The sequence below is a fragment of the Gulbenkiania mobilis genome (assembly GCA_004346645.1).
In the GTDB taxonomy this organism is placed as follows: Bacteria; Pseudomonadota; Gammaproteobacteria; order Burkholderiales; family Chromobacteriaceae; genus Gulbenkiania; species Gulbenkiania mobilis.
Map to the genome: position 1 here is coordinate 93,064 of SMDA01000009.1, position 20,241 is coordinate 113,304.

The 20,241-nt window shown below is 64.0% G+C and carries 17 protein-coding genes and 1 pseudogene; 11 read left to right on the forward strand and 7 right to left on the reverse strand.

What is annotated here, in order from left to right; genetic code table 11:
- Nucleotide 1: 1 nt before the first annotated feature.
- Together rplS and xerD are read left to right on the forward strand one after the other, a co-directional pair.
- On the forward strand, nucleotides 2-373 hold the full coding sequence (gene rplS, locus EV669_RS12505; protein WP_054284813.1) for a 50S ribosomal protein L19: 372 nt from the start codon (nucleotides 2-4) through the stop codon (nucleotides 371-373).
- A 78-nt stretch (nucleotides 374-451) separates the two neighbouring features.
- Nucleotides 452-1,354: a site-specific tyrosine recombinase XerD gene (gene xerD / locus EV669_RS12510; protein ID WP_318271465.1), complete on the forward strand. Its 903-nt coding sequence runs from the start codon at nucleotides 452-454 to the stop codon at nucleotides 1,352-1,354.
- A 72-nt stretch (nucleotides 1,355-1,426) separates the two neighbouring features.
- Here xerD and clpA read toward each other — a convergent pair whose 3' ends face one another.
- Together clpA and clpS are read right to left on the reverse strand one after the other, a co-directional pair.
- Nucleotides 1,427-3,706 carry an ATP-dependent Clp protease ATP-binding subunit ClpA gene (clpA, locus tag EV669_RS12515; RefSeq protein WP_054284812.1) on the reverse strand — a complete coding sequence of 760 codons (2,280 nt, stop codon included), beginning with the start codon at nucleotides 3,704-3,706 and terminating at the stop codon, nucleotides 1,427-1,429.
- Entirely contained in the window at nucleotides 3,706-4,014 is a 309-nt protein-coding gene (gene clpS, locus EV669_RS12520; RefSeq protein ID WP_054284811.1) for an ATP-dependent Clp protease adapter ClpS, read from the reverse strand. Before clpS ends, clpA begins: the two co-directional genes overlap by 1 nt.
- Nucleotides 4,015-4,233: 219 nt before the next feature.
- On the opposite strand from clpS, the gene EV669_RS12525 reads away from it, so the two are divergent.
- Both EV669_RS12525 and EV669_RS12530 read left to right on the forward strand, forming a co-directional pair.
- A complete protein-coding gene (locus EV669_RS12525; protein ID WP_054284810.1) occupies nucleotides 4,234-4,437 on the forward strand; it encodes a cold-shock protein in 204 nt (67 codons plus the stop codon).
- A gap of 421 nt (nucleotides 4,438-4,858) precedes the next feature.
- A complete protein-coding gene (locus EV669_RS12530; protein WP_132098864.1) occupies nucleotides 4,859-5,740 on the forward strand; it encodes a LysR family transcriptional regulator in 882 nt (293 codons plus the stop codon).
- A gap of 89 nt (nucleotides 5,741-5,829) precedes the next feature.
- On the opposite strand, the gene icd is transcribed toward EV669_RS12530, so the two are convergent.
- Nucleotides 5,830-7,077, reverse strand: coding sequence for an NADP-dependent isocitrate dehydrogenase (gene icd / locus EV669_RS12535; protein ID WP_054284808.1), 1,248 nt, complete (start codon nucleotides 7,075-7,077; stop codon nucleotides 5,830-5,832).
- 232 nt (nucleotides 7,078-7,309) lie between these two features.
- Here icd and EV669_RS12540 point away from each other — a divergent pair.
- Together EV669_RS12540 and aceK are read left to right on the forward strand one after the other, a co-directional pair.
- Nucleotides 7,310-7,831: pseudogene (locus tag EV669_RS12540) on the forward strand (pseudouridine synthase); the annotation flags it as partial.
- A 197-nt stretch (nucleotides 7,832-8,028) separates the two neighbouring features.
- Nucleotides 8,029-9,786 (forward strand): bifunctional isocitrate dehydrogenase kinase/phosphatase, encoded by a 1,758-nt coding sequence (aceK, locus tag EV669_RS12545; protein ID WP_054284807.1) that lies wholly within the window; start codon nucleotides 8,029-8,031, stop codon nucleotides 9,784-9,786.
- 65 nt (nucleotides 9,787-9,851) lie between these two features.
- Here the strand turns inward: aceK and EV669_RS12550 are convergent, their stop codons facing one another.
- Together EV669_RS12550 and mutS are read right to left on the reverse strand one after the other, a co-directional pair.
- Nucleotides 9,852-10,280 carry a hypothetical protein gene (locus EV669_RS12550; protein ID WP_054284806.1) on the reverse strand — a complete coding sequence of 143 codons (429 nt, stop codon included), beginning with the start codon at nucleotides 10,278-10,280 and terminating at the stop codon, nucleotides 9,852-9,854.
- Nucleotides 10,281-10,348: 68 nt separating this feature from the next.
- The gene (mutS, locus tag EV669_RS12555; RefSeq protein ID WP_318271467.1) at nucleotides 10,349-12,904 is read right to left on the reverse strand and encodes a DNA mismatch repair protein MutS; all 2,556 of its coding nucleotides are present in this window, start codon (nucleotides 12,902-12,904) and stop codon (nucleotides 10,349-10,351) included.
- Between the two features lie 190 nt (nucleotides 12,905-13,094).
- Between mutS and EV669_RS12560 the strand changes: the two genes are divergently transcribed.
- Nucleotides 13,095-14,309, forward strand: a complete 1,215-nt coding sequence (locus tag EV669_RS12560) for an MFS transporter (RefSeq protein ID WP_132098865.1) — start codon at nucleotides 13,095-13,097, stop codon at nucleotides 14,307-14,309.
- A gap of 87 nt (nucleotides 14,310-14,396) precedes the next feature.
- On the opposite strand, the gene EV669_RS12565 is transcribed toward EV669_RS12560, so the two are convergent.
- Both EV669_RS12565 and EV669_RS12570 read right to left on the reverse strand, forming a co-directional pair.
- Entirely contained in the window at nucleotides 14,397-16,016 is a 1,620-nt protein-coding gene (locus tag EV669_RS12565; RefSeq protein WP_132098866.1) for a methyl-accepting chemotaxis protein, read from the reverse strand.
- A 167-nt stretch (nucleotides 16,017-16,183) separates the two neighbouring features.
- A complete protein-coding gene (locus tag EV669_RS12570) occupies nucleotides 16,184-16,969 on the reverse strand; it encodes an inositol monophosphatase family protein (RefSeq protein WP_054284804.1) in 786 nt (261 codons plus the stop codon).
- Nucleotides 16,970-17,112: 143 nt separating this feature from the next.
- Here EV669_RS12570 and EV669_RS12575 point away from each other — a divergent pair, with 143 nt between their 5' ends.
- From EV669_RS12575 to EV669_RS12590, 4 genes are all read left to right on the forward strand, one after another.
- On the forward strand, nucleotides 17,113-17,895 hold the full coding sequence (locus EV669_RS12575) for an RNA methyltransferase (protein WP_054284803.1): 783 nt from the start codon (nucleotides 17,113-17,115) through the stop codon (nucleotides 17,893-17,895).
- Between the two features lie 271 nt (nucleotides 17,896-18,166).
- Nucleotides 18,167-19,093 carry a DUF1853 family protein gene (locus tag EV669_RS12580; protein ID WP_132098867.1) on the forward strand — a complete coding sequence of 309 codons (927 nt, stop codon included), beginning with the start codon at nucleotides 18,167-18,169 and terminating at the stop codon, nucleotides 19,091-19,093.
- Nucleotides 19,090-19,548 (forward strand): flavodoxin family protein, encoded by a 459-nt coding sequence (locus tag EV669_RS12585; protein WP_132098868.1) that lies wholly within the window; start codon nucleotides 19,090-19,092, stop codon nucleotides 19,546-19,548. Before EV669_RS12580 ends, EV669_RS12585 begins: the two co-directional genes overlap by 4 nt.
- Entirely contained in the window at nucleotides 19,549-20,190 is a 642-nt protein-coding gene (locus EV669_RS12590; protein WP_132098869.1) for a hypothetical protein, read from the forward strand.
- The last annotated feature ends 51 nt before the right edge of the window (nucleotides 20,191-20,241 follow it).

A 20,241-nucleotide genomic window follows, 5' to 3' on the forward strand; every position in this document is an offset into this window, starting at 1 on the left:
CATGGATCTGATCCAGCAACTGGAGCAGGAAGAAATCGCCCGTCTGGGCAAGACCATCCCCGCCTTCGCACCGGGTGACACCGTTGTGGTGCAGGTGAAGGTAAAGGAAGGCAACCGCGAGCGTCTGCAGGCCTACGAAGGTGTGGTGATCGCCAAGAAAAACCGCGGTCTGAACAGCTCGTTCATCGTACGCAAGATGTCGGCCGGTGAAGGCGTTGAGCGTACCTTCCAGACCTACTCGCCGCTGGTGGCCAACATCGAAGTGAAGCGTCGCGGTGATGTACGTCGCGCCAAGTTGTATTTCCTGCGCGGCCGTACCGGCAAGTCCGCACGCATCAAGGAAAAGCTGCCGACCCGCAAGGCAGCCGACTGAAACCCTCCGCGGTCTTCGGTATGATCAAAGCGCAAGGCGAAATCCTTGCGCTTTTTTGTTTTTCGCAGGGAGAAACGCATGGGCGAGGCACATATGCCGGAGACGGAGGAAACCGTTGAGGCCTTCCTCGACTTCCTGCGGGCGGTCGAAGGGCTGTCACGGCATACCCTCGCAGCGTATGGGCGCGATTTGGCAAAGGTAGGGGCAAGGTTGGCCGAAGCCGGCTGTGAGCTGCCTTCCGCATCCTTGGAAGCGTTGCGAACGGTGCTGTTTGCCGCCGAGTACATCGAGAAGCCTGCCACCCGCGCGCGCTGGCTTGCCGCCTGCCGGCGCTATTACCAGTTTCTGCAAAACCAGGGCTGGCGCACCGATAACCCGGCGCAGGGCCTCAAGCCCCCTTCCTCCGCACACCGCTTGCCGCGCGTGCTGAGCGAGGCTGCGGTGGAGGCCTTGCTGAATGCTCCGGATACGGCCACTGCACTCGGTTTGCGTGACCGGGCAATGCTGGAGGTGCTATACGCGAGCGGACTGCGGGTGTCGGAGCTGGTGGGTCTGACGCTATCGCAGGTTCGGTTGGCCGAAGGCCTGGTTACCACCATCGGCAAGGGCAGCAAGGAGCGCTGGGTTCCGCTGGGAGAGGTGGCGCAGATGTGGCTGGAGCAGTATCTGCAGCAGGGGCGCCCACAGCTTCTGGCGGGGCGGCTGAGTGAGGCGGTGTTCGTTACGCAGCGCCATGGTCCGATGACGCGTCAGATGGCGTGGTACATGATCACCCGCTACGCACGGCAGCTGGGGCTTCCACCGGTCAGCCCGCATGGACTGCGCCATGCCTTTGCCACACACTTGGTCAATCATGGCGCCGATCTGCGCGTGGTCCAGATGCTGCTCGGACACGCCGCAATTACCACCACCCAGATCTACACCCATGTGGCACGGGAACGGCTGCAGCAGCTGCATGCCCGCCACCATCCCCGCGGCTAGCGGTCTTTGGGGTTGGCCGAAAGACAAAAAAACGCCCGCTGTTGCGGGCGTTTCTGTCGGGTGCGAAGTCTGTCAGGCAGGCTCGGGTTCCAGCTCCGTCTTGTCGAAGTGCAGCGCCACCTTGCCGGTGTCGTCCACCGTCACCGTTACCGCACCGCCGTCGGCCAGGCGGCCGAACAGCAGTTCGTCGGCCAACGCCTTGCGGATGGTGTCCTGGATCAGGCGGGCCATCGGCCGGGCCCCCATGGCCGGATCGAAGCCATTCTTCGCCAGATGACGCCGCAGTTCGTCGGTGAAGTGGATGTCCACCTTCTTCTCGGACAACTGCTGTTCGAGCTGCATCAGGAACTTGTCCACCACCTGCAGAATGATGGTCTCGTCCAGCGGCTTGAACGGGATGATGGCATCCAGACGGTTGCGGAACTCCGGCGTGAACAGGCGCTTGATGTCCGCCATCTCGTCACCGGCCTGCTTCACGCCGGTGAATCCAAGCGAAGGCTTGGACAGCGATTCGGCCCCCGCATTGGTGGTCATGATCAGCACCACATTGCGGAAGTCCGCCTTGCGGCCGTTATTGTCTGTCAGCGTGCCATGGTCCATCACCTGTAGAAGCACATTGAAGATGTCCGGATGAGCCTTCTCGATCTCATCAAGCAGCAGTACCGAGTACGGATGCTTGTTGATCGCTTCGGTCAAAAGCCCGCCCTGTTCGAAACCCACGTAGCCCGGGGGCGCGCCGATCAGGCGCGACACTGCATGACGCTCCATGTACTCGGACATGTCGAAGCGGATCAGCTCCACACCCAGCACATACGCCAGCTGGCGCGCCACCTCGGTCTTGCCCACACCGGTCGGTCCGGAGAACAGGAAGGAACCGATCGGCTTTTGCGGGTTGCCCAGTCCGGAGCGGGTCATCTTGATCGCGCTGGAGAGCGCCTCGATGGCCTTTTCCTGGCCGAACACCACATTCTTCAGGTCGCGTTCCAGCGTCTTGAGCACATTTTTGTCGTCCGAAGAGACCGTCTTGGCCGGAATGCGGGCGATCTTGGAAACGATTTCTTCGATCTCGTTCTTGTTGATCACCTTCTTCTGGCGCGACTTGGGCAGGATCTTCTGCGCCGCGCCCGCCTCGTCGATCACGTCAATGGCCTTGTCGGGCAGATGCCGGTCGTTGATGTAGCGCGCCGACAGCTCGGCGGCGGTAGTCAGCGCAGCCAGCGTGTACTTCACCCCGTGATGCTCCTCGAAACGGCTCTTGAGCCCCTTGAGGATTTCCACCGTCTGCTCAACGGTGGGCTCGTTGATGTCGATCTTCTGGAAACGACGCGACAGCGCATTGTCCTTCTCGAAGATGCCGCGGTACTCGTTGTAGGTCGTCGCACCAATGCAGCGCAGCGAGCCATTGGACAGTGCCGGCTTGAGCAGGTTGGACGCGTCCAGCGTCCCGCCCGAGGCCGCTCCTGCGCCGATGAGCGTATGGATCTCGTCAATGAACAGGATGGCGTGCCGGTCCTCCGACAGTTGCTTGATCACCGCCTTGAGCCGCTGTTCAAAATCGCCGCGATACTTGGTACCGGCGAGCAGGGCCCCCATGTCCAGAGCGTAGACCGTGGCTTCCTTCAGTACCTCGGGCACGTCTCCTTGGATGATGCGACGGGCCAGGCCTTCCGCAATCGCGGTCTTGCCCACACCGGCCTCACCCACGAGCAGAGGGTTGTTCTTGCGGCGACGGCAGAGGATCTGCACCGTCCGCTCAAGTTCGTGCTCCCGGCCGATCAGCGGGTCGATCTTGCCTTCCCGCGCCATGGCGTTGAGGTTCTGGGTATAGTTTTCCAGCGCGCCGCCCGGTCCACTCATCCCTTCTTCTCCTTCGGTCTCGCCTCCGGCTTCCCGCGGTTCGCTGCCTTGGGACTGCGAGCGTTGCTTGGTAATGCCGTGCGAAATGTAGTTCACGACGTCGAGTCGGGAAATGCCCTGCTGGTGCAGGTAGTAAACGGCGTGAGAGTCCTTTTCGCCGAAGATGGCCACCAGGATGTTGGCGCCGGTCACTTCCTTCTTACCGGAAGACTGGACGTGCAGGATGGCACGCTGGATGACCCGCTGGAACCCCAGGGTGGGCTGGGTTTCCACTTCGTTATCGCCCGGTACGGTCGGCGTGTGTTCATCGACAAAATCGGTCAGCTGCTTTTTCAACTGGTCGAGATTGGCCCCGCATGCGCGCAAGACTTCTGCCGCCGAGGGGTTGTCAACCATCGCCAGAAGCAGGTGTTCGACGCTGATGAATTCGTGCCGCTTGCGCCGGGCGTCCATGAACGCCATGTGCAGGCTTACTTCAAGCTCTTGGGCAATCATCAGTTTTCCTCCATCACGCACTGGAGCGGATGCTGGTGCGTTTTCGCAAATTGCAACACCTGCTCAACCTTGGTTGCGGCCACGTCTTTGGTATAAACACCACACACCCCGCGGCCCTGGGTGTGCACTTGCATCATGATCCGCGTTGCCTTTTCGCGGTCCATGTGAAAGATCTCTTGCAATACGTCGATGACGAAATCCATCGGCGTAAAATCATCGTTTAATAACAACACTTTATAGAGCGGCGGTGGTGATGTTCTCGCCTTGGACGCTTCTTCGAGCGTGGCATCCTTGAACTGCGTTGACATGTCGGCTTTCAGCGGGTTCGAGCGTTAATTCAATTTTGGTCTCGCAGCACTTTTTTTCAAGGCCTCGCGCCCTGTTTCCGCCCCCTCTTGACGGTATTAGGACGGGTGCGTAGAAATGCGTTCTGGTGCGAGGCTTAAGGGTGTGCCGGGTGGTTCCGGCAGGCGGACTTGAGCTTATGTTGGTTCGGCCTCACCAGCCTGTTTATCCAAGGAAGTAACATGGCAACTGGTATCGTCAAATGGTTCAATGACGCAAAAGGTTTCGGCTTCATCACCCCGGACGAGGGCGGTGAGGATCTGTTTGCGCATTTCTCGGCCATCAACATGCAAGGCTTCAAGTCGCTGAAAGAAGGCCAGCGCGTAAGCTTCGAAGTGGTGACAGGCCCGAAAGGCAAACAAGCGTCGAATATCCAGGCTGCGTAATTCCGCCTGCTTAATCACGCTCGGGTCCCTCGCGGACCGGCCGGACTGAACGTCTGACAACCCACCCTCGCGGTGGGTTGTCTTTTTTTGGCCTACGGCAAGGCGTCAGCAGATCCGGAGCGATCCATGCGTTTCAAGTGTCGTTATCACGGCAATTGTCAAAGAGCGGGCAGGGAGCGGACCGTGCCAAGACCCTGCAGGGGTCAAGCTCGTTATAGCAGGCAGCGTGCCGGGCTTCGGGTAAGAGGCCTGAGCTGATCCGGAGCAGATTGGTTCTGGTGTGCCGCCCTCAATGGGCAAGCGGGGAGGGGGCGGATAAAATCGATTCTCCTCCCTTGCCCGCAGGATGGTCCGAACCGTCCTTCTTTTGCGCCGCCCTTACAGGCTGCGCCAGCAGGGCCTGTTTGTCTACGGAAAAACTATGTCTGTTTCGATTGCCGATCTGCAGCTGCTGCTGGATGTGGCCGAGTGCGGCAGCTTCAGCCAGGCTGCTGCACGGCGAAGCTGGTCGCAGCCACAGGTCAGCCAACGGGTGGCCTTGCTCGAGGCTACGCTTGGCATGCCGCTTTTCGTGCGGCATCGTCGCGGGGCCATTCCCACGCCCGCCTGTGAGACATTTCTCGTGGCGGCGCGCCAGGCAGTGGACGCTTACGAGCATGGCTGCAGTGTGCTGCAGGGGACGCCTTCGGTGCCGCGGTTGACACTGGCCTGTCTGCCGTCGCTGGCGTCAATGGTGTTCACACCGCTGGTGGCGCAGCTGGTGGATGCGCCGCTCGAGATCCGTTGCGTGGCGGATCATTCCGCACCGATCGTGCAGCAGCTGCTCAGCGGGGAGGTGCAGGTGGGCTTCCTTCTGAAGCGGCCTGTGGTGACCGGGCTGCAGACAGAGGTGCTATGGCGCTCGCCAATCGTGGCCGTGGTCGCCGCGACGCATCCGCTGGCCGTACAGCCGGGGCCGCATGTCCTGGGCGACATCGCTGATGAGCGCATCGCCCCGTACGCTTGGGGAGGGGAGTGCGAGGAGCTGGTGCAGCTCATCCGGCAGAAGCGGACTGTGGCGCGGCCAGTGCATACGGTACAGCCGGCCAGCGTGGCCTGCGAGCTGGTGGAGCACCATGGCGCGATCAGCTTCCTGCCGGAAGTAGCGGCCCGGTCTGCTCTGGAGAGCGGGCGACTGGTGCGCCTGCCGATGGCTGACTTGCCTGTCTGGCATTGGGAAGTGGTGATGGCTTATCGGGCATCGCGGCGGCCGGACCCGGCCCGCAGCCAAGTGCTGGAGGCGGCCCGGGCACTGGCGGCCTGAGAGCAGGGTTGGCCGAAGCTTCGGCCTGGCCGTCCGGGCAAAAACAAAGGCCCGCATTGGCGGGCCTTTTGTCCAGAGCAATTCCGGATTTACATGCGGGCGATCATCGCGTCACCGAAGGCGGAGCACGAGACTTCCTGCGCACCGTCCATCAGGCGGGCGAAGTCGTAGGTCACGACCTTGTCACCAATGGCTGCTTCCATGCCTTTGATCACCAGGTCGGCTGCTTCTTTCCAGCCCAGGTGGCGCAGCATCATCTCTGCGGAGAGGATCAGCGAGCCCGGGTTCACCTTGTCCTGGCCGGCATATTTCGGCGCGGTGCCATGGGTGGCCTCGAAGCAGGCATACTGGTCGGAGATGTTGGCACCCGGGGCGATGCCGATACCACCGACCTGGGCGGCCAGCGCATCGGAGATGTAGTCGCCGTTCAGGTTGGTGGTGGCGATCACGTCGTATTCGGCCGGACGCAGCAGGATCTGCTGCAGGAAGGCGTCGGCAATCGCATCCTTGACCACGATGTCACGACCGGTCTTGGGGTTCTTGAAGCTGCACCACGGGCCGCCGTCGATCGGCTCGGCACCGAACTCCTCGCGTGCCACCTTGTAGCCGGTGTCGCGGAACAGGCCTTCGGTGAACTTCATGATGTTGCCCTTGTGCACCAGCGTCACGCTCTTGCGATCGTTGTCGATGGCGTACTGGATGGCGGCGCGCACGAGGCGAGTGGTGCCTTCCACCGAGATCGGCTTGATGCCGATGCCGGAGGTTTCCGGGAAGCGGATCTTCTTGACGCCCATTTCGTTCTGCAAGAAGGCGAGCACCTTCTTGGCGGTGTCCGAGCCGGCCTGCCATTCGATGCCGGCGTAAATGTCTTCGGTGTTCTCGCGGAAGATGACCATGTCGGTCAGCTCAGGGTTCTTCAGTGGGCTGGGCACGCCCTTGAAGTAGCGGACCGGACGCACGCACTGGTAGAGGTCCAGCTCTTGGCGCAGGGCCACGTTGAGGGACCGGATGCCGCCGCCTACCGGCGTGGTCATCGGGCCCTTGATCGAAACGGAGTATTCCTTCAGCGCATCGAAGGTTTCCTTCGGCAGCCATTCGTCCGGACCGTACAGGCGGGTAGATTTCTCGCCGGCATAGACTTCCATCCAGTGGATCTTCTTCTGGCCGCCGTAGGCTTTCTCGACGGCAGCGTCGATGACCTTGATCATCACCGGAGTAATGTCCACGCCGATGCCATCGCCTTCAATGAACGGGATGATCGGATTGTTCGGAACCGGTTGGCCCGGAACGATCTTCTGGCCTTCTGCGGGAACCTTCAGCAGGGATTGAGCGCTCATGCCTACTCCATCAGGGTTGTTGGTTTGACTGGGTGTTCGCTTGTGGCGGCAGCGCTGGCCCTACGAGGGGGCCGGTACCGCGCCGCGCACGGGGCGCTGGGCGGTCGGCAAAGAGGGCGCGCGGCGGCTGGCGATCGCGAAGCGATGGGGCCCGCGAGGGGGCCTGGAGTTATTGTGTCGCTCGCTCGCAGCCTTGCTATTATCCTGCAATTCCCTACCAACCGCTAGACCGATGCCCGAACTGATCCTCCTGAACAAACCTTACGGGGTCATCTGCCAGTTTTCCGACCACCCCCTGCATCCTACGCTCAAGAGCCTGCTGCCGCTGCCCGGCTTCTACCCGGCCGGCCGCCTGGATACCGACAGCGAGGGTCTGGTGCTGCTGACCGACGACGGCGCCTTGCAGCACCGCATCTCCAGCCCCCGCTTCAAGCTGCCCAAGACCTACTGGGTGCAGGTGGAGGGGCAGCCGCGACCCGAGCAGTTGGAGGCCCTGCGGGCCGGCGTGGATCTTGGCGACTTCGTCACTCTGCCAGCCGTGGTAAGAGAAATTCCTCCGCCCGCGCTGTGGCCCCGTACACCCCCGGTGCGCTTTCGCAAAACGGTACCCGATACCTGGCTGGAGATCGTCATCACCGAGGGCAAGAACCGCCAGGTACGGCGTATGACGGCACGGGTGGGGCTGCCTACCCTGCGGCTGGTGCGCGTGGCCATCGGTCCTTGGCGTGTGGACGGCATCGCGCCGGGGACTTGGCAGCGTATCCAGAGCGGTGTTGAAGAATTGCTGCCGGTGCAGCATGCTAGCCGGAGGGGAAAGCCAGGCAGGCCGCAGCCGCCAGCGGACACTCCGGGCCGCCACGGGCGGACAGGACCGCGCAGGAGACAAGGCTGACGAGACAGAACATGCCGCTTGCCGCTTTCCGCATGGACATAGAGAGAACGAGGCAAGCGATGCACATTCCCGAGTACTACAACCCGGTGGCGCGCGAGATCGCGCAGGCGCTGATCGACGGCTTCAACCGTCACTACCGGCTCTTCAGCGAGTGCAACCACCAGGCGCGACAGATGTTCGAGGCCGGCAACTGGCAGGGCATCCAGCAGGCGATCCGCGATCGGATCCAGTTCTACGACGACCGTGTGGCCGAAACCGTGCAGCGGCTGCACGGAGAGTTCCACGCCGATCTTCTCGACGACGAGATCTGGCAGCAGGCCAAGCTGTACTACATTGGCCTGCTGACCAACCACAAGCAGCCGGAGCTGGCCGAGACCTTCTTCAACTCGGTGTTTACCCGCATCCTGCACCGCGATTACTTCAACAACGACTTCATTTTCCTGCGACCGGCGATTTCCACCGAGTACATCGAATCCGACCCGCCCGCTTACCGCAGCTATTACCCGCGCAACGGGCGGCTGCGGCAGGTGATGCGGCAGATCGTGGCCGACTTCGGCTGGCAACGGCCCTTTGCCAACCTGTCGCGCGATCTGGGATGGATCCTGCGCGCGGTGCACGCGCACCTTCAGGAGAAGTGGCCGCAGGAGGAAGCAAGCTTCCAGATCCAGGTGCTCGCGAGTGCCTTTTACCGCAACAAGACCGCTTATATCTTCGGCAAGGTGGTCAACGGCAGTCTGGTCTATCCCTTTGCGGTGCCGGTGCTGCATGACGCGGAAGGACGGCTGTATCTGGATACCATCCTGCTGGAGCCGTGGCGTATCGGTGTGCTGTTTTCCTTCAGCCGGGCCTATTTCCTCGTGGACATGGAGGTGCCTTCGGCCTATGTGCAGTTCCTGCGCTCGATGCTGCCCACCAAGACCAAGGCCGAGCTGTACACGATGCTGGGGCTGCAGAAGCAGGGCAAGAACATCTTCTATCGCGACTTCATCCACCACCTGAAGCACTCGTACGACGACTTCATCATCGCACCAGGTATCCGCGGGCTGGTGATGCTGGTGTTCACCCTGCCGTCGTACCCCTATGTGTTCAAGCTGATCAAGGATGTTTTTGGCGGCCCCAAGGAAGTGGACCGTGCCACGGTGAAAACCAAGTACCAGTTGGTGAAGCGCCATGACCGGGTGGGCCGGATGGCCGATACGCTGGAGTTTTCCAACGTAGCCTTTCCCAAGCACCGCTTCACACAGGCGCTGCTGCAGGAGCTGCGCGAACAGGCGGCCTCGTCGCTTGAGGAGACCGAAGACACCGTCGTCATCAAGCATCTCTATATCGAGCGGCGGATGAAGCCGCTCAACCTCTACATGCAGACTGCCTCGCCCGAGGAGAAGGCCGAGGCAGTGCGGGATTACGGGTGTGCGATCAAGGACCTGGCTTCGGCCAACATCTTCCCTGGCGACATGCTGTTCAAGAACTTCGGGGTGACGCGTTACGGTCGGGTGATCTTCTACGATTACGACGAGATCGAGTACATGACCGACTGCAATTTCCGCCGCATTCCCGAGGCGCCCAACCCCGAGATGGAAATGTCCGGCGAGGTCTGGTATCCGATCGCACGCAACGATGTGTTCCCGGAGGAGTTCGGCACCTTCCTGCTGGGGGACCCGGCTGTCCGCAAGGTGTTCATGCAGCACCACCACGACCTGCTGGACCCGGTCTTCTGGCAGCAGAAGCAGCAGCGCATCCGGGACGGCTACATCGACGACTTCTATCCCTATCCTGAGGAGATGCGCTTTTGCCGGCGCTACGCGGGTCGCGCGTGAGCGGCACCCTCCAGAAAGCCAAAGCCCCGCGACGTGCGGGGCTTGCCTTTAGTGGGTGAGGGCGGTCAGCAGGGACAGACCGCATCGCCGAAGTAGGCTACCGGGCCGGCACTGGTCAGCCCGATGTGAAAATACACCGCATCGGGTAGCACCTGGTCCGGCTGCTCGGCAGCGCGCACCACCTCATACAGCACTTCCACTTCCTTGAACTTGCGGGCTACCTCGGCATTGCCGGACAGCCAGGCTTCGATGGCGGCAGCCTGCGGATGCCTGCCTTCCAGCGACAGCGTGCCATCCCCGGCCGAGACCAGGTTGACCGGCGGCGGAATGGCAATGCCTCGCTCCGCCAGTCGCGCCTGTGCCAGTCGGGCGAACTCGTCCAGCTGCAGGCTGGCGCGTTCGCGGATCGCGCTCAGGGGGATACCGCCTTCCTCGCTGGCCGGGCCGAACAGGCGCTCCAGCCCCCGGGTGGCGAGGGCACTGTCATCGAACATTTCCGCTTTCTCCTTGCGCTGCAACAGATCGACACTCCATTCTAGCCAAGCCCCTGCATTTTGCCGGTTTATTGCAGGATTTTTTTCAGGGCATACACCAGATCCAGCGCGTCCCTGGGGGTGAGGGTGTCCGGGTCGATTTCGGCCAAGGCTTCGGCCACCGGATGCGGCGCGGGCTCGGCCGGTGGTAGCGGTGCGGCAAAGAGATCCGGCTGCTGTCGAGCCACGGAATGATTCTCCAGTTCGGCCAAGTGGCGGCGTGCCTCACGGATCACCCGCGGTGGCACGCCGGCCAGCTGGGCCACGGCCAGGCCATAGCTCTGGCTGGCCGGACCATCCTCCACATGGTGCAGAAAGACGATGCGGTCCTTGTGCTCTACTGCCGACAGGTGCACGTTGGCCACGGTCGGGTAATCGCTGGCCAGACGGGTCAGCTCGAAGTAATGGGTGGCGAACAGGGTGTAAGCCCGGTTTTTCTCGATCAGCGCCCGGGCGATGGCCCACGCCAGCGCCAGTCCGTCGAAGGTGGAGGTGCCGCGCCCCACTTCGTCCATCAGCACCAGCGATTCGGAAGTGGCATTGTTGAGGATGTTGGCGGTTTCGGTCATCTCCACCATGAAGGTGGAGCGTCCGCCCGCCAAGTCGTCTGAGGCGCCGATCCGGGTGAAAATGCGGTCGATAGGACCGATGGTGGCCGATGTGGCCGGCACGAAGCTGCCAATGTGTGCCATCAGCGTGATCAGTGCCGTCTGACGCATGTAGGTGGACTTACCCCCCATGTTGGGCCCGGTGATCAGCAGCAGGCGACGCTGTTCGGAGAGCCGGGTGTCGTTGGCGATGAAGCGTTCCACCTCGGCTTCCACCACCGGGTGGCGCCCTTCGGCGATCTCCAGCGTGCCGTGGGAGACGAACACGGGCTCGACATAGCCCTGGGTATCGGCCCGTTCGGCCAAGGCCGCGAGCACGTCCAGTCCGGCGGCGGCCTGTGCTGTCTGCCGCAGCGTGTCCACATGCGGGGCCAGTGCGTCCAGCAGGGCCTCGTACAACTGCTTTTCCAGCGCCAGGGCGCGGTCGTTGGCCGAAAGCGCCTTGTCCTCAAAGGTCTTCAGCTCGGGCGTGATGTAGCGTTCGGCATTCTTGAGCGTCTGCCGGCGGCGGTAGTCGTCCGGCACCCTGTCCGCCTGCGCCCGGGACACTTCGATGTAGAAGCCGTGCACACGGTTGTATTCCACTTTCAGGGTGGAGATGCCGGTGCGCTCGCGCTCGCGCGCCTCCAGTGCCAGCAGAAACTCACCGCAGTTGGTCTGGATAGCGCGTAACTCGTCCAGATCGGCGCAGTAGCCGTCATTGATGACTCCGCCATCGCGCAGGAAGGTCGCTGGCTCCGGACGCAGCGCCTCAGTCAGCAGCGCTTCCACCGGCGAGCCTTCCGGCAGCTGGCGTGCCAGCTCGTGCAGCAGTGGGGCCTGCGCACCTTCGGCCAACCTGCGTACCGCATGCAGGGCGCGCAGCGAATCGCGCAGGCATGCAAGATCCCGTGGGCGCGCCGAGCGCAGCGCCACCCGTGCGGTGATGCGTTCGATGTCGGCCACCTCGTCCAGGGCGGCGTGCAGGGCACCATGCAGCGGCCGCAGGGCTCGCACTGCTTCCAGCCGGCGTGTCAGCTTGCCGTGATGGCGGATGGGATGATGCAGCCAATGGCGCAGCAGGCGGCTGCCCATGCTGGTTGCACAAGTATCCAGCAGCGAGGCAAGCGTGGGCGAGGTTTCGCCGCGGATGGTTTCGGTCAGTTCCAGGTTGCGACGTGTGGCGGCGTCCATGCGGATCAGGTCGTCGTTCTCCTCCACCGCCAGGCTGGTGATGTGCGCCGGGCTGATGCCCTGTGTGCCCCGGACGTACTCCAGCAGGGCGCCGGCCGCTCCCACGGCCAGCGACAGCCCTTCGGCACCGAAGCCTGCCAGGTCGCGCGTGCCAAAGTGGCGCGTCAGCGTGGCGGTGCCCGATTCCGCATCAAACTGCCAGGCCGGCAACTTCTTGCGCGGCAGAGGGAGGGCGTCCAGCAGCGGGATGTTGAGGTCGTCGGGTAACAGGAGTTCGGCAGGGCGCAGCCGCTCCAGCTCGCTGGCCAGGTCGTCGACACGGGTTTCCAGCACACGGAAGTCGCCGCTTGCCAGCGACAGCCAGGCCAGCCCCAGGGTCCCCCGCTGGGCCGACAGCGCCAGGATGCGGTTATCACGCTTGTCGTCCAGCAGCGCGGCGTCGGTAAGCGTGCCAGGGGTGACAATGCGCACCACCTTGCGCTCCACCGGCCCCTTGGCCAAGGCAGGGTCACCGATCTGTTCGGCGATCGCCACCGATTCGCCCAGCTTTACCAGCCGGGCCAGATAGCCTTCGGCAGCGTGGTAGGGCACGCCAGCCATCTTGATGGGCACGCCGGCCGAGCTGCCGCGCGTGGTCAGCGTGATGTCCAGCAGGCGGGCTGCCTTCTCCGCATCCTCGTAGAAGAGTTCGTAGAAGTCGCCCATGCGGTAAAACACCAGCTTGTCCGGATGGTCGCGCTTGATCGCAAGGTATTGGGCCATCATCGGCGTATGCCGGGCCAGGTCGGTTGCGGAGTCTTTCATGGTGCCTGTATGGGGTGGAGAGTCCGCCCTTCAGGGCGGACGCGGCCGGCGCCGGGGCGCGGGCCGAATCGGTCGAGGGTCGTATTGTGCCGTCAAACGCTGCTACGGCAAAACGCCGTGACCGCTGTGATTGCAGGGTGCGCAGGCCGACGGCACACTGGACAGCCCGCACAACAGCAGGAAGGCCCGCATGAAACAGGTCGAGACATCGCAGCGCATCTGGCGGCAGATCCCGCGGGGAGTATGGGTGCTGGGTGGCGTGAGCATGCTGATGGACGTGTCGTCGGAGATGATCCACAGCCTGCTGCCCCTGTTCATGGTGACCACGCTCGGCGCCAGCGCGCTGGCCGTCGGACTGATCGAGGGGTTGGCCGAAGCCACCGCCTTGGTGGTGAAGGTGTTCTCGGGCGTGCTGAGCGACTACCTGGGACGACGCAAGGGGCTGGCGGTGTTCGGCTATGCGCTGGGCGCCCTGACCAAGCCGCTGTTTGCATTGGCCTCCGGCGCGAGCGTGGTGCTGGCCGCCCGACTGATCGACCGGGTGGGTAAAGGCGTGCGCGGCGCGCCCAGGGATGCGCTGGTGGCCGACCTGGTTCCGCCCCCGCTGCGCGGGGCGGCCTTCGGATTGCGTCAGGCGCTGGATACCGTGGGCGCCTTCATCGGTCCCTTGATCGCGGCCGGGCTGATGTTCTGGTGGGACGACGACTTCCGCAGCGTGTTCTGGGTGGCGGTGCTGCCTGGCCTGCTGTCCGTGGCGCTGCTCGTTGCCGGCTTGCGCGAGCCGGAGGCGCAGACGGTGGCGGTGCGCCGCAACCCCATCCGCCGCGAAAGCCTGCGTCGGCTGGACCGGGCGTACTGGTGGGTGGTGGCGGTGGGCGCGGTCTTCACTCTGGCACGCTTCAGCGAGGCCTTCCTGGTACTGCGGGCGCAGGAGGGGGGCCTGGCACTGGCTTGGGTACCGCTGGTGATGGTGGCGATGAATGTGGTGTACGCGGCGAGCGCCTACCCGTTCGGGCAGCTGTCCGACCGCATGGACCACCGCACCCTGTTGGCATGTGGCCTGGGCGTGCTGATTCTGGCCGACGTGGTGCTCGCGTGGAGCGCAGCGTGGCCCACGGTACTGGCGGGGGTGCTGTTCTGGGGCCTGCACATGGGGATGACACAGGGACTGCTGGCTGCGATGGTGGCAGCAACGGCCCCGCCCGACCTGCGCGGTACCGCCTTTGGCGTGTTCAACCTTGTCAGCGGCGGAGCGATGCTGGCTGCCAGCCTGCTGGCCGGGCTGTTGTGGGACAGCCTCGGCAGCCGCGTCACTTTCCTGGCTGGGGCCGGTTTTGCGGTGCTAGCGGTGCTGGTACTCTGCGTGGCCCGTCCGCCGGTACCGCCGACCGACCGAGCGCACTGAGCCGGTTACCCTCTTCGGCCAACCTCCCTCCCCAAAAGGGGCACGCCGCACTGCCAGAGCAGTACGGCGTGCTGTAGGGTAGGGCAATCAGACCCGATACTGTGACACGGTGGCCAAGATGTCGCGCGCCTGGGCATGTACACCCTGGGCCGCGCTGGCGGTGTTGTCGGCGGCGGCGGAGTTCTCTTCCGCCATTTGTGCAATCTGTTCCACCGTCTGCGCGATGGTCTGGCTGGCGGCGCTCTGTTCTCCGATGCTGCCGGAGATGTCCTGCACCGATTCCATTGCACGTTGGGTCAGGCTACGGATGCGCCCGATGGCCTCGCTGGCAGCCCGCGCACTCTCGGCCTCGCGGCCCACCCGCTGCACCACGCTTTCCATGCTGCTGACCGCCTCATGCGTGCCCTGCTGCATCTTCTGGATAACCGAGGCGATCTCGGTGGTGGAAGCGGCGGTCCGCTCCGCCAGCTTGCGCACCTCGTCGGCCACCACAGCAAAGCCACGACCGGTTTCCCCTGCCCGTGCCGCCTCGATGGCTGCATTGAGCGCCAGAAGGTTGGTCTGGTCGGCAATATCCTTGATTACACCGAGCACCGTGGCGATGGTCTCGCTGTCCGCGCGCAGCCGGCCGATACGTGTGGCGGCCTCCTCGATGGAGTGGGCCACCGTGGTGATGCCCTCCACCGTTGCCAGGATCACCTGGCTGCCTTCTTCCGCCGTCTGGCCCGCTTCCCGAGTCTGCTGACTGGCCTCCTGGGCCCGCTCAGCCACATGGTTGATGCTGACCGTGAGCTGTTCGATGGCCGAGGCCATGCCCGCCGCCGCCTCACTCTGGTGGTGCGAGCTGGTGGCGATTTCCCGGGTATGATGGGTCATCTGCGTCATCGCCTCGTCCATGCTGCGCACGCTGGTGACGATGCTGCCGAAGCTCTGCTGCAGGCGTGCGAGAAGCTCGTTGAAGGCCTGTGCGGTGACGCCCACCTCGTCTCGGCGCAGCACCACTGCCCGATGGGTGAAGTCCAGACTCTCGCGCACTGTTCCGAGACTGCCGGCGATACTGGAGAGGCTGCGACGGATGGACAGGAACAGCAGCAGCCCGCTGATGCCGCACACCAGCACAGCCACCACCATAGCGCCCACGCTGGTGGCGAAGGCAGAGCGGTAGGCACTGGCGTTGTCCTGTCTGAGGTTGTCGGCCAAGGTGTAGTGGAAGGACTCGTGGGCGGCCAGCGCATCCTGTAGCGCGCGCGCCGCGTTGCGGTGGGTGCCGCTGGTGACCAGTGCCTGGGCAGCGGGCAGCTGACCGGCAGTGGCCAGCGCTTTCACTTGCTGATGCACCTTGCGGTAGGTCTCCGCCGCTTCTCGGTCCTTCTGCAGCAGGGCCCGGTCTTCGTCATTTACCAGCAGCGTGTCCTCGTATTGCTTGAGCTGGGTCTCCAGTGCGCGGTCGGCTTTCTGGATGCGCTCGACTGCGCTGGCCTGATCCTCCGCTGTCGTGGCGAGCACCAGGCGCAACACGCCCAGCCGCATCTCGCTCACCTGCTCCTGCGCTTCATGTAGTGCCGTAAGACTGGGAAAGGTGTTGGCCGAAAGGTACTCCAGGCGCTGGTTGGACTGGCGCAGCTGCCAGATGCCGAAGCCGCCGACCAGAAGCAGGGCGGCCAGGGCCAGAGACAGGGTGGCCAGCAGGCGTTGGCTGATGTTCATGATAGGTTCCCGACGGTGGAGATTGCGGAGGGCGCCGGCGAAGGCCGTAGCGTGTTCCCTGCACGATTGTAATTTTATGAAGGTCACGCGACAACTTCTCCTGAGCCTGCTGTCGCCAACAATGAAAAAGCCCCGCGACAGGCGGGGCTTTCGGAAAACGGTCGGGCTTAGCGATGGGCGGCCAGGATCTGCAGCAGCTGGGCCAGCACCTTGGGGCTGCCTGCCACGATGTCGCCCGACTCCAGCCAGCCATCCTCACCGTCCATATCGGTGACGATACCGCCGGCCTCCTGGACGATCAGGCTGCCCGCAGCAATGTCCCAGGGCTTCAGGTTGAACTCGAAGAAACCGTCCACCCGGCCGCAGGCCACATTGCACAGGTCGAGCGAGGCGGCGCCTTCGCGACGGGCACCGGCAGTTTTGGCCAGTACGTCCTTCAGCATCGCCAGATAGGTATCCATCATGCTCTGGTCCACAACCGGAAATCCGGTAGCGATCAGGCACTCGTTCAGGCTGGTGCGTTTGGAAACGCGGATGCGACGGTCGTTGAGGAAGGCGCCCACACCGCGGCTGGCGGTGAAGAGGTCGTTGCGGTTGGGGTCGTACACCACGGCCTGCTGGATCTGGCCCTTGTGCGCCAGTGCGATCGATACCGCATACTGGGGGTGGCCGTGGAAGAAGTTGGTGGTGCCGTCGATCGGGTCGATGATCCACTCGTATTCGGACTGGCCGATGCCGTGGGCACCGGACTCTTCTGCTAGAATCGCGTGCTTCGGATACGCCTCGCGAATCACCTCCAGAATCGCCTGTTCCGCTGCCTGGTCCACCTCGGTCACGAAGTCGTTGTGCCGTTTCTTCTCGATACGCACAGTGTCGAGATTGAGGGAAGCGCGCTGGATGACGTTGGCAGCGCGGCGTGCGGCTTTCACCGCGACATTGAGCATCGGATGCATAGAATGACGGCCTCTGGAGTGCTGGAAACGGCGCTGCGCCTGGCGCGCGGGCCGTTCTGTCCTAATCTGGTTTAAGGAACAAAAAAACCCCGCGCAAGCGCCGGGTTTTTGCAAGTGTCCGCGATTCTACTCAAAAACCACTCATGAATAAACCCCAAGTCCCTGATTTCCTGAAGAACATCCGCATCGTGCTGGCCCGTCCCAGCCATCCGGGCAACATCGGCTCGGCTGCACGGGCCATGAAAACGATGGGCCTGACCAGGCTATACCTGGTGGAGCCGAAGACCTTTCCTTCCGACGAGGCGAATGCGCTCGCTTCGGGGGCGGTGGATGTGCTCGAGCACGCCACGGTGGTGCCCACGCTGGTGGAGGCGCTTGCCGGGGTGACGGTGGCGTGCGCGCTCACCAGCCGCCGACGTGAGCTGACCACTCCGCTTTCCACGCCGCGCGAGACCGCGCCGGAGCTGATGGCGCGTGCACGCGACGGCGAGCAGGTGGCGCTGGTGTTTGGCAATGAGACCTTCGGGCTGTCGATCGAAGAGGTGGAGCAGTGCAATCGCCTCGTCACCATACCCGGCAACCCCGACTACTTCTCGCTGAACCTGGCCATGGCCGTGCAGGTGATGACCTACGAGCTCTTCAGCCATGCCGGGGTCGGGGTTGAGCATCTGCGCGCTGAAGCGGAGACGGCCACCCGGGACGAGGTAGAGGGCTTCTGTGTACATCTGGATGCCACGCTGGCACGAGTGGGCTACTACGAGCGCCGCAATGGCGAGCGGTTGATGCGCCGCATGCGTACGCTCTTCAACCGGGCCGGACTGCTGCGCGAGGAGGTGGACATCCTGCGCGGCTTCCTCAAGCAGGTACAGCGTACGGCGGACAGGGCCGACGCCGCTTCAGTGCCGTCGGAGGACGGGGAGGCATGAGGCCCGCAGGGGACAAGGGGTTCGCAAGGCAGGGGCGGGTGACTGCCTGCGCCGCGCCCAGCGTGCCGTCCTGCTGCTATCACCCGCCTTGCAGTCTCCCTGTTTGGCAAGCGCTGCCTTGTACCGCCAGCCCGCGTGTGGCTGCCTGCCCGGCCCTTCGCTGGCTGCGGTCCCGACATGCGCTGCCGGGACCGCGTGTGCGCCTTGCTCGTCCCATTTCTTCGGGCCTGGTTCGCGCAAGGCGTCAGGTTGGCCGAAGGCGCACTGGCCAATGAACGGGCGCGTACCACCGGTGCTAGACACCCTGCACCAACCAGTGGTGCGCGATCTTGCCTTTCTACTTTATGCGCCACCCCCCTGGCCGCAGGGGGGCGCGTTGCCTCCTGGGCTTCTGGCGGGGCAGGACGCGGAGCGCCTGCTGCAGGCGCTGGATCGTGCCCCTCAGCCGCTGCTGCGGGCGGTACTCTCGCCGGGGGAGCGGCGCCTCGGAAGATACGCCGAGCGGCTGCTAGCATTCTGGCTGGCCCATGCTCCCCACTTACAGCCTGTTTCGGCCAACCTTGCCGTGCGCGATGCCAACGGCCGCACGCTTGGCGAGTTTGACTTCCTGCTGCGCATCAATGGTGAGCCTTGGCATTTAGAGGTGGCCAGCAAGTTCTACCTGGCCCTTGGTGCCGCGCCTGCCTCCTTGGTCGGCCCGAGCCTGCGCGATGCGTGGGCGCTGAAGGCCGGCAAGCTCACGCAGCAGTTGCAGCTGACGCGGCATCCCGAAGCCCAGCGGATTCTGCCGCCGGGATTTGCCGGGTGCCTTAGCGGCAGCCTGCTGACCGGCTGGCTGTTTGCGCCGCCCAAGGCTTCTTTCGAGCGCCCTTTTCCGCAGGCACTGTATGGCTGGTGGTGTGCGGTGGACCAGCCTTGGCCGCAGTCTTGTCCCGGCAGCCGCTGGGCCTGGCTGCCGCGTCTGGGCTGGCTGGCACCGGCGCGGCTGCATCTGTCCGCTACCGACACGCAGCCTAGGCTCGCCCGCCGCCTGTTTGGGGCCGGATCGCCCCAGATGGTGGCGGAAATGCAGGCGACCGCCGATGGCGCATGGAGGGAGGTGGCCCGCGGGTTCGTCACGCCGCCGGGCTGGCCTGGTCACTCACCCTTCAACGCCTTGTTGCAGGTGCTGTCTGCAGTCCCTGGGGGGATGAGATGACCAAATGCCTGCTGATCCTGTACGCCAGCCAGACCGGACGCACCGAACGCTTGGCCGAAGCCTGCCACGAGGGCGCGCTGCGTTGTGAGGGCGTGACCGTGCACGTGCGCCGCGCGGCCGCCGCGTCGCTGGAAGACCTGCTGGCTGCGGATGGCGTGCTAATCGGGACCCCGGAAAACTTTGGCTACATGGCCGGCGCGGTCAAGGATTTCTTTGACCGTACTTTTTATCCCGCGCAGGGGCGGGTGGAAGGGCTGCCCTACGGGCTGTTTGTGTCCGCCGGCAACGACGGACGTGGAGCTGTGGCCTCGGTGGAGCGGATCGCACGTGGCTATCCCTTCAAGCCGGTCTGCCCCCCGCTGATCGTGCACGGCGAACCGGACGAGGCCGCACTGGCCGCTGCGCAGGAGATGGGCGAGACGCTGGCGACAGGCATCTTGATGGGGATGTTCTGAATGACGTTCTTCCGTTCAGCCCCTCCTTCCCGGCGGCTTACCCCGCAAGAAGTCCTGCTGCTGCAGGAGCTGTTCGGCCCGGCGCTGGCGACCGAGACCGTCAGGGTGCACGGACGTAGTTTCCTGCCGGGCCTGGCTGTGCCGATGGCGCCGTTCGGGACAGTGTATTTTCCACGGCGCTGGTTTCGAGACGACTATGCCATACTGCCCGCGCGCGATGCGGGGCTTACGGCCTTACGGCTTTTCAATACCTTCGTGCATGAAATGGTGCATGTCTGGCAGTGGCAGAACGGCGCCTGCGTCGCCTGGCGCGGGGCGCTGGCTAGCCTGTTGCAGTGGCCGGATCGCGGACGGGCCTATCTCTATCCGCTGCCGGACGGGGTTACCCTGGCCAATTACGGTCTGGAGCAACAGGCTTCGCTGCTGGCCGATTACTGTACGCTCTGCCGGTGGCCGAACCATCCTGCACTGCTGCGGCTACTGATGCGCGACAATCTGGCCGCTTCCCAAGCCGCCACACACCCCGATGGGCTTGCCTGGCTGCGGGCTCGCTTCGAGGCGGTGCTGGCCCCCTTCCTATCCGATCCGGCGTGCTATCGCGGCCAGCCGGGCTGTCTGGGGCGTATCCGCCCCCTGCGTTGACCGGAAAAGACAAAGGCGGACCGAAGCCCGCCTTTGTCATGAAGTGTGGCT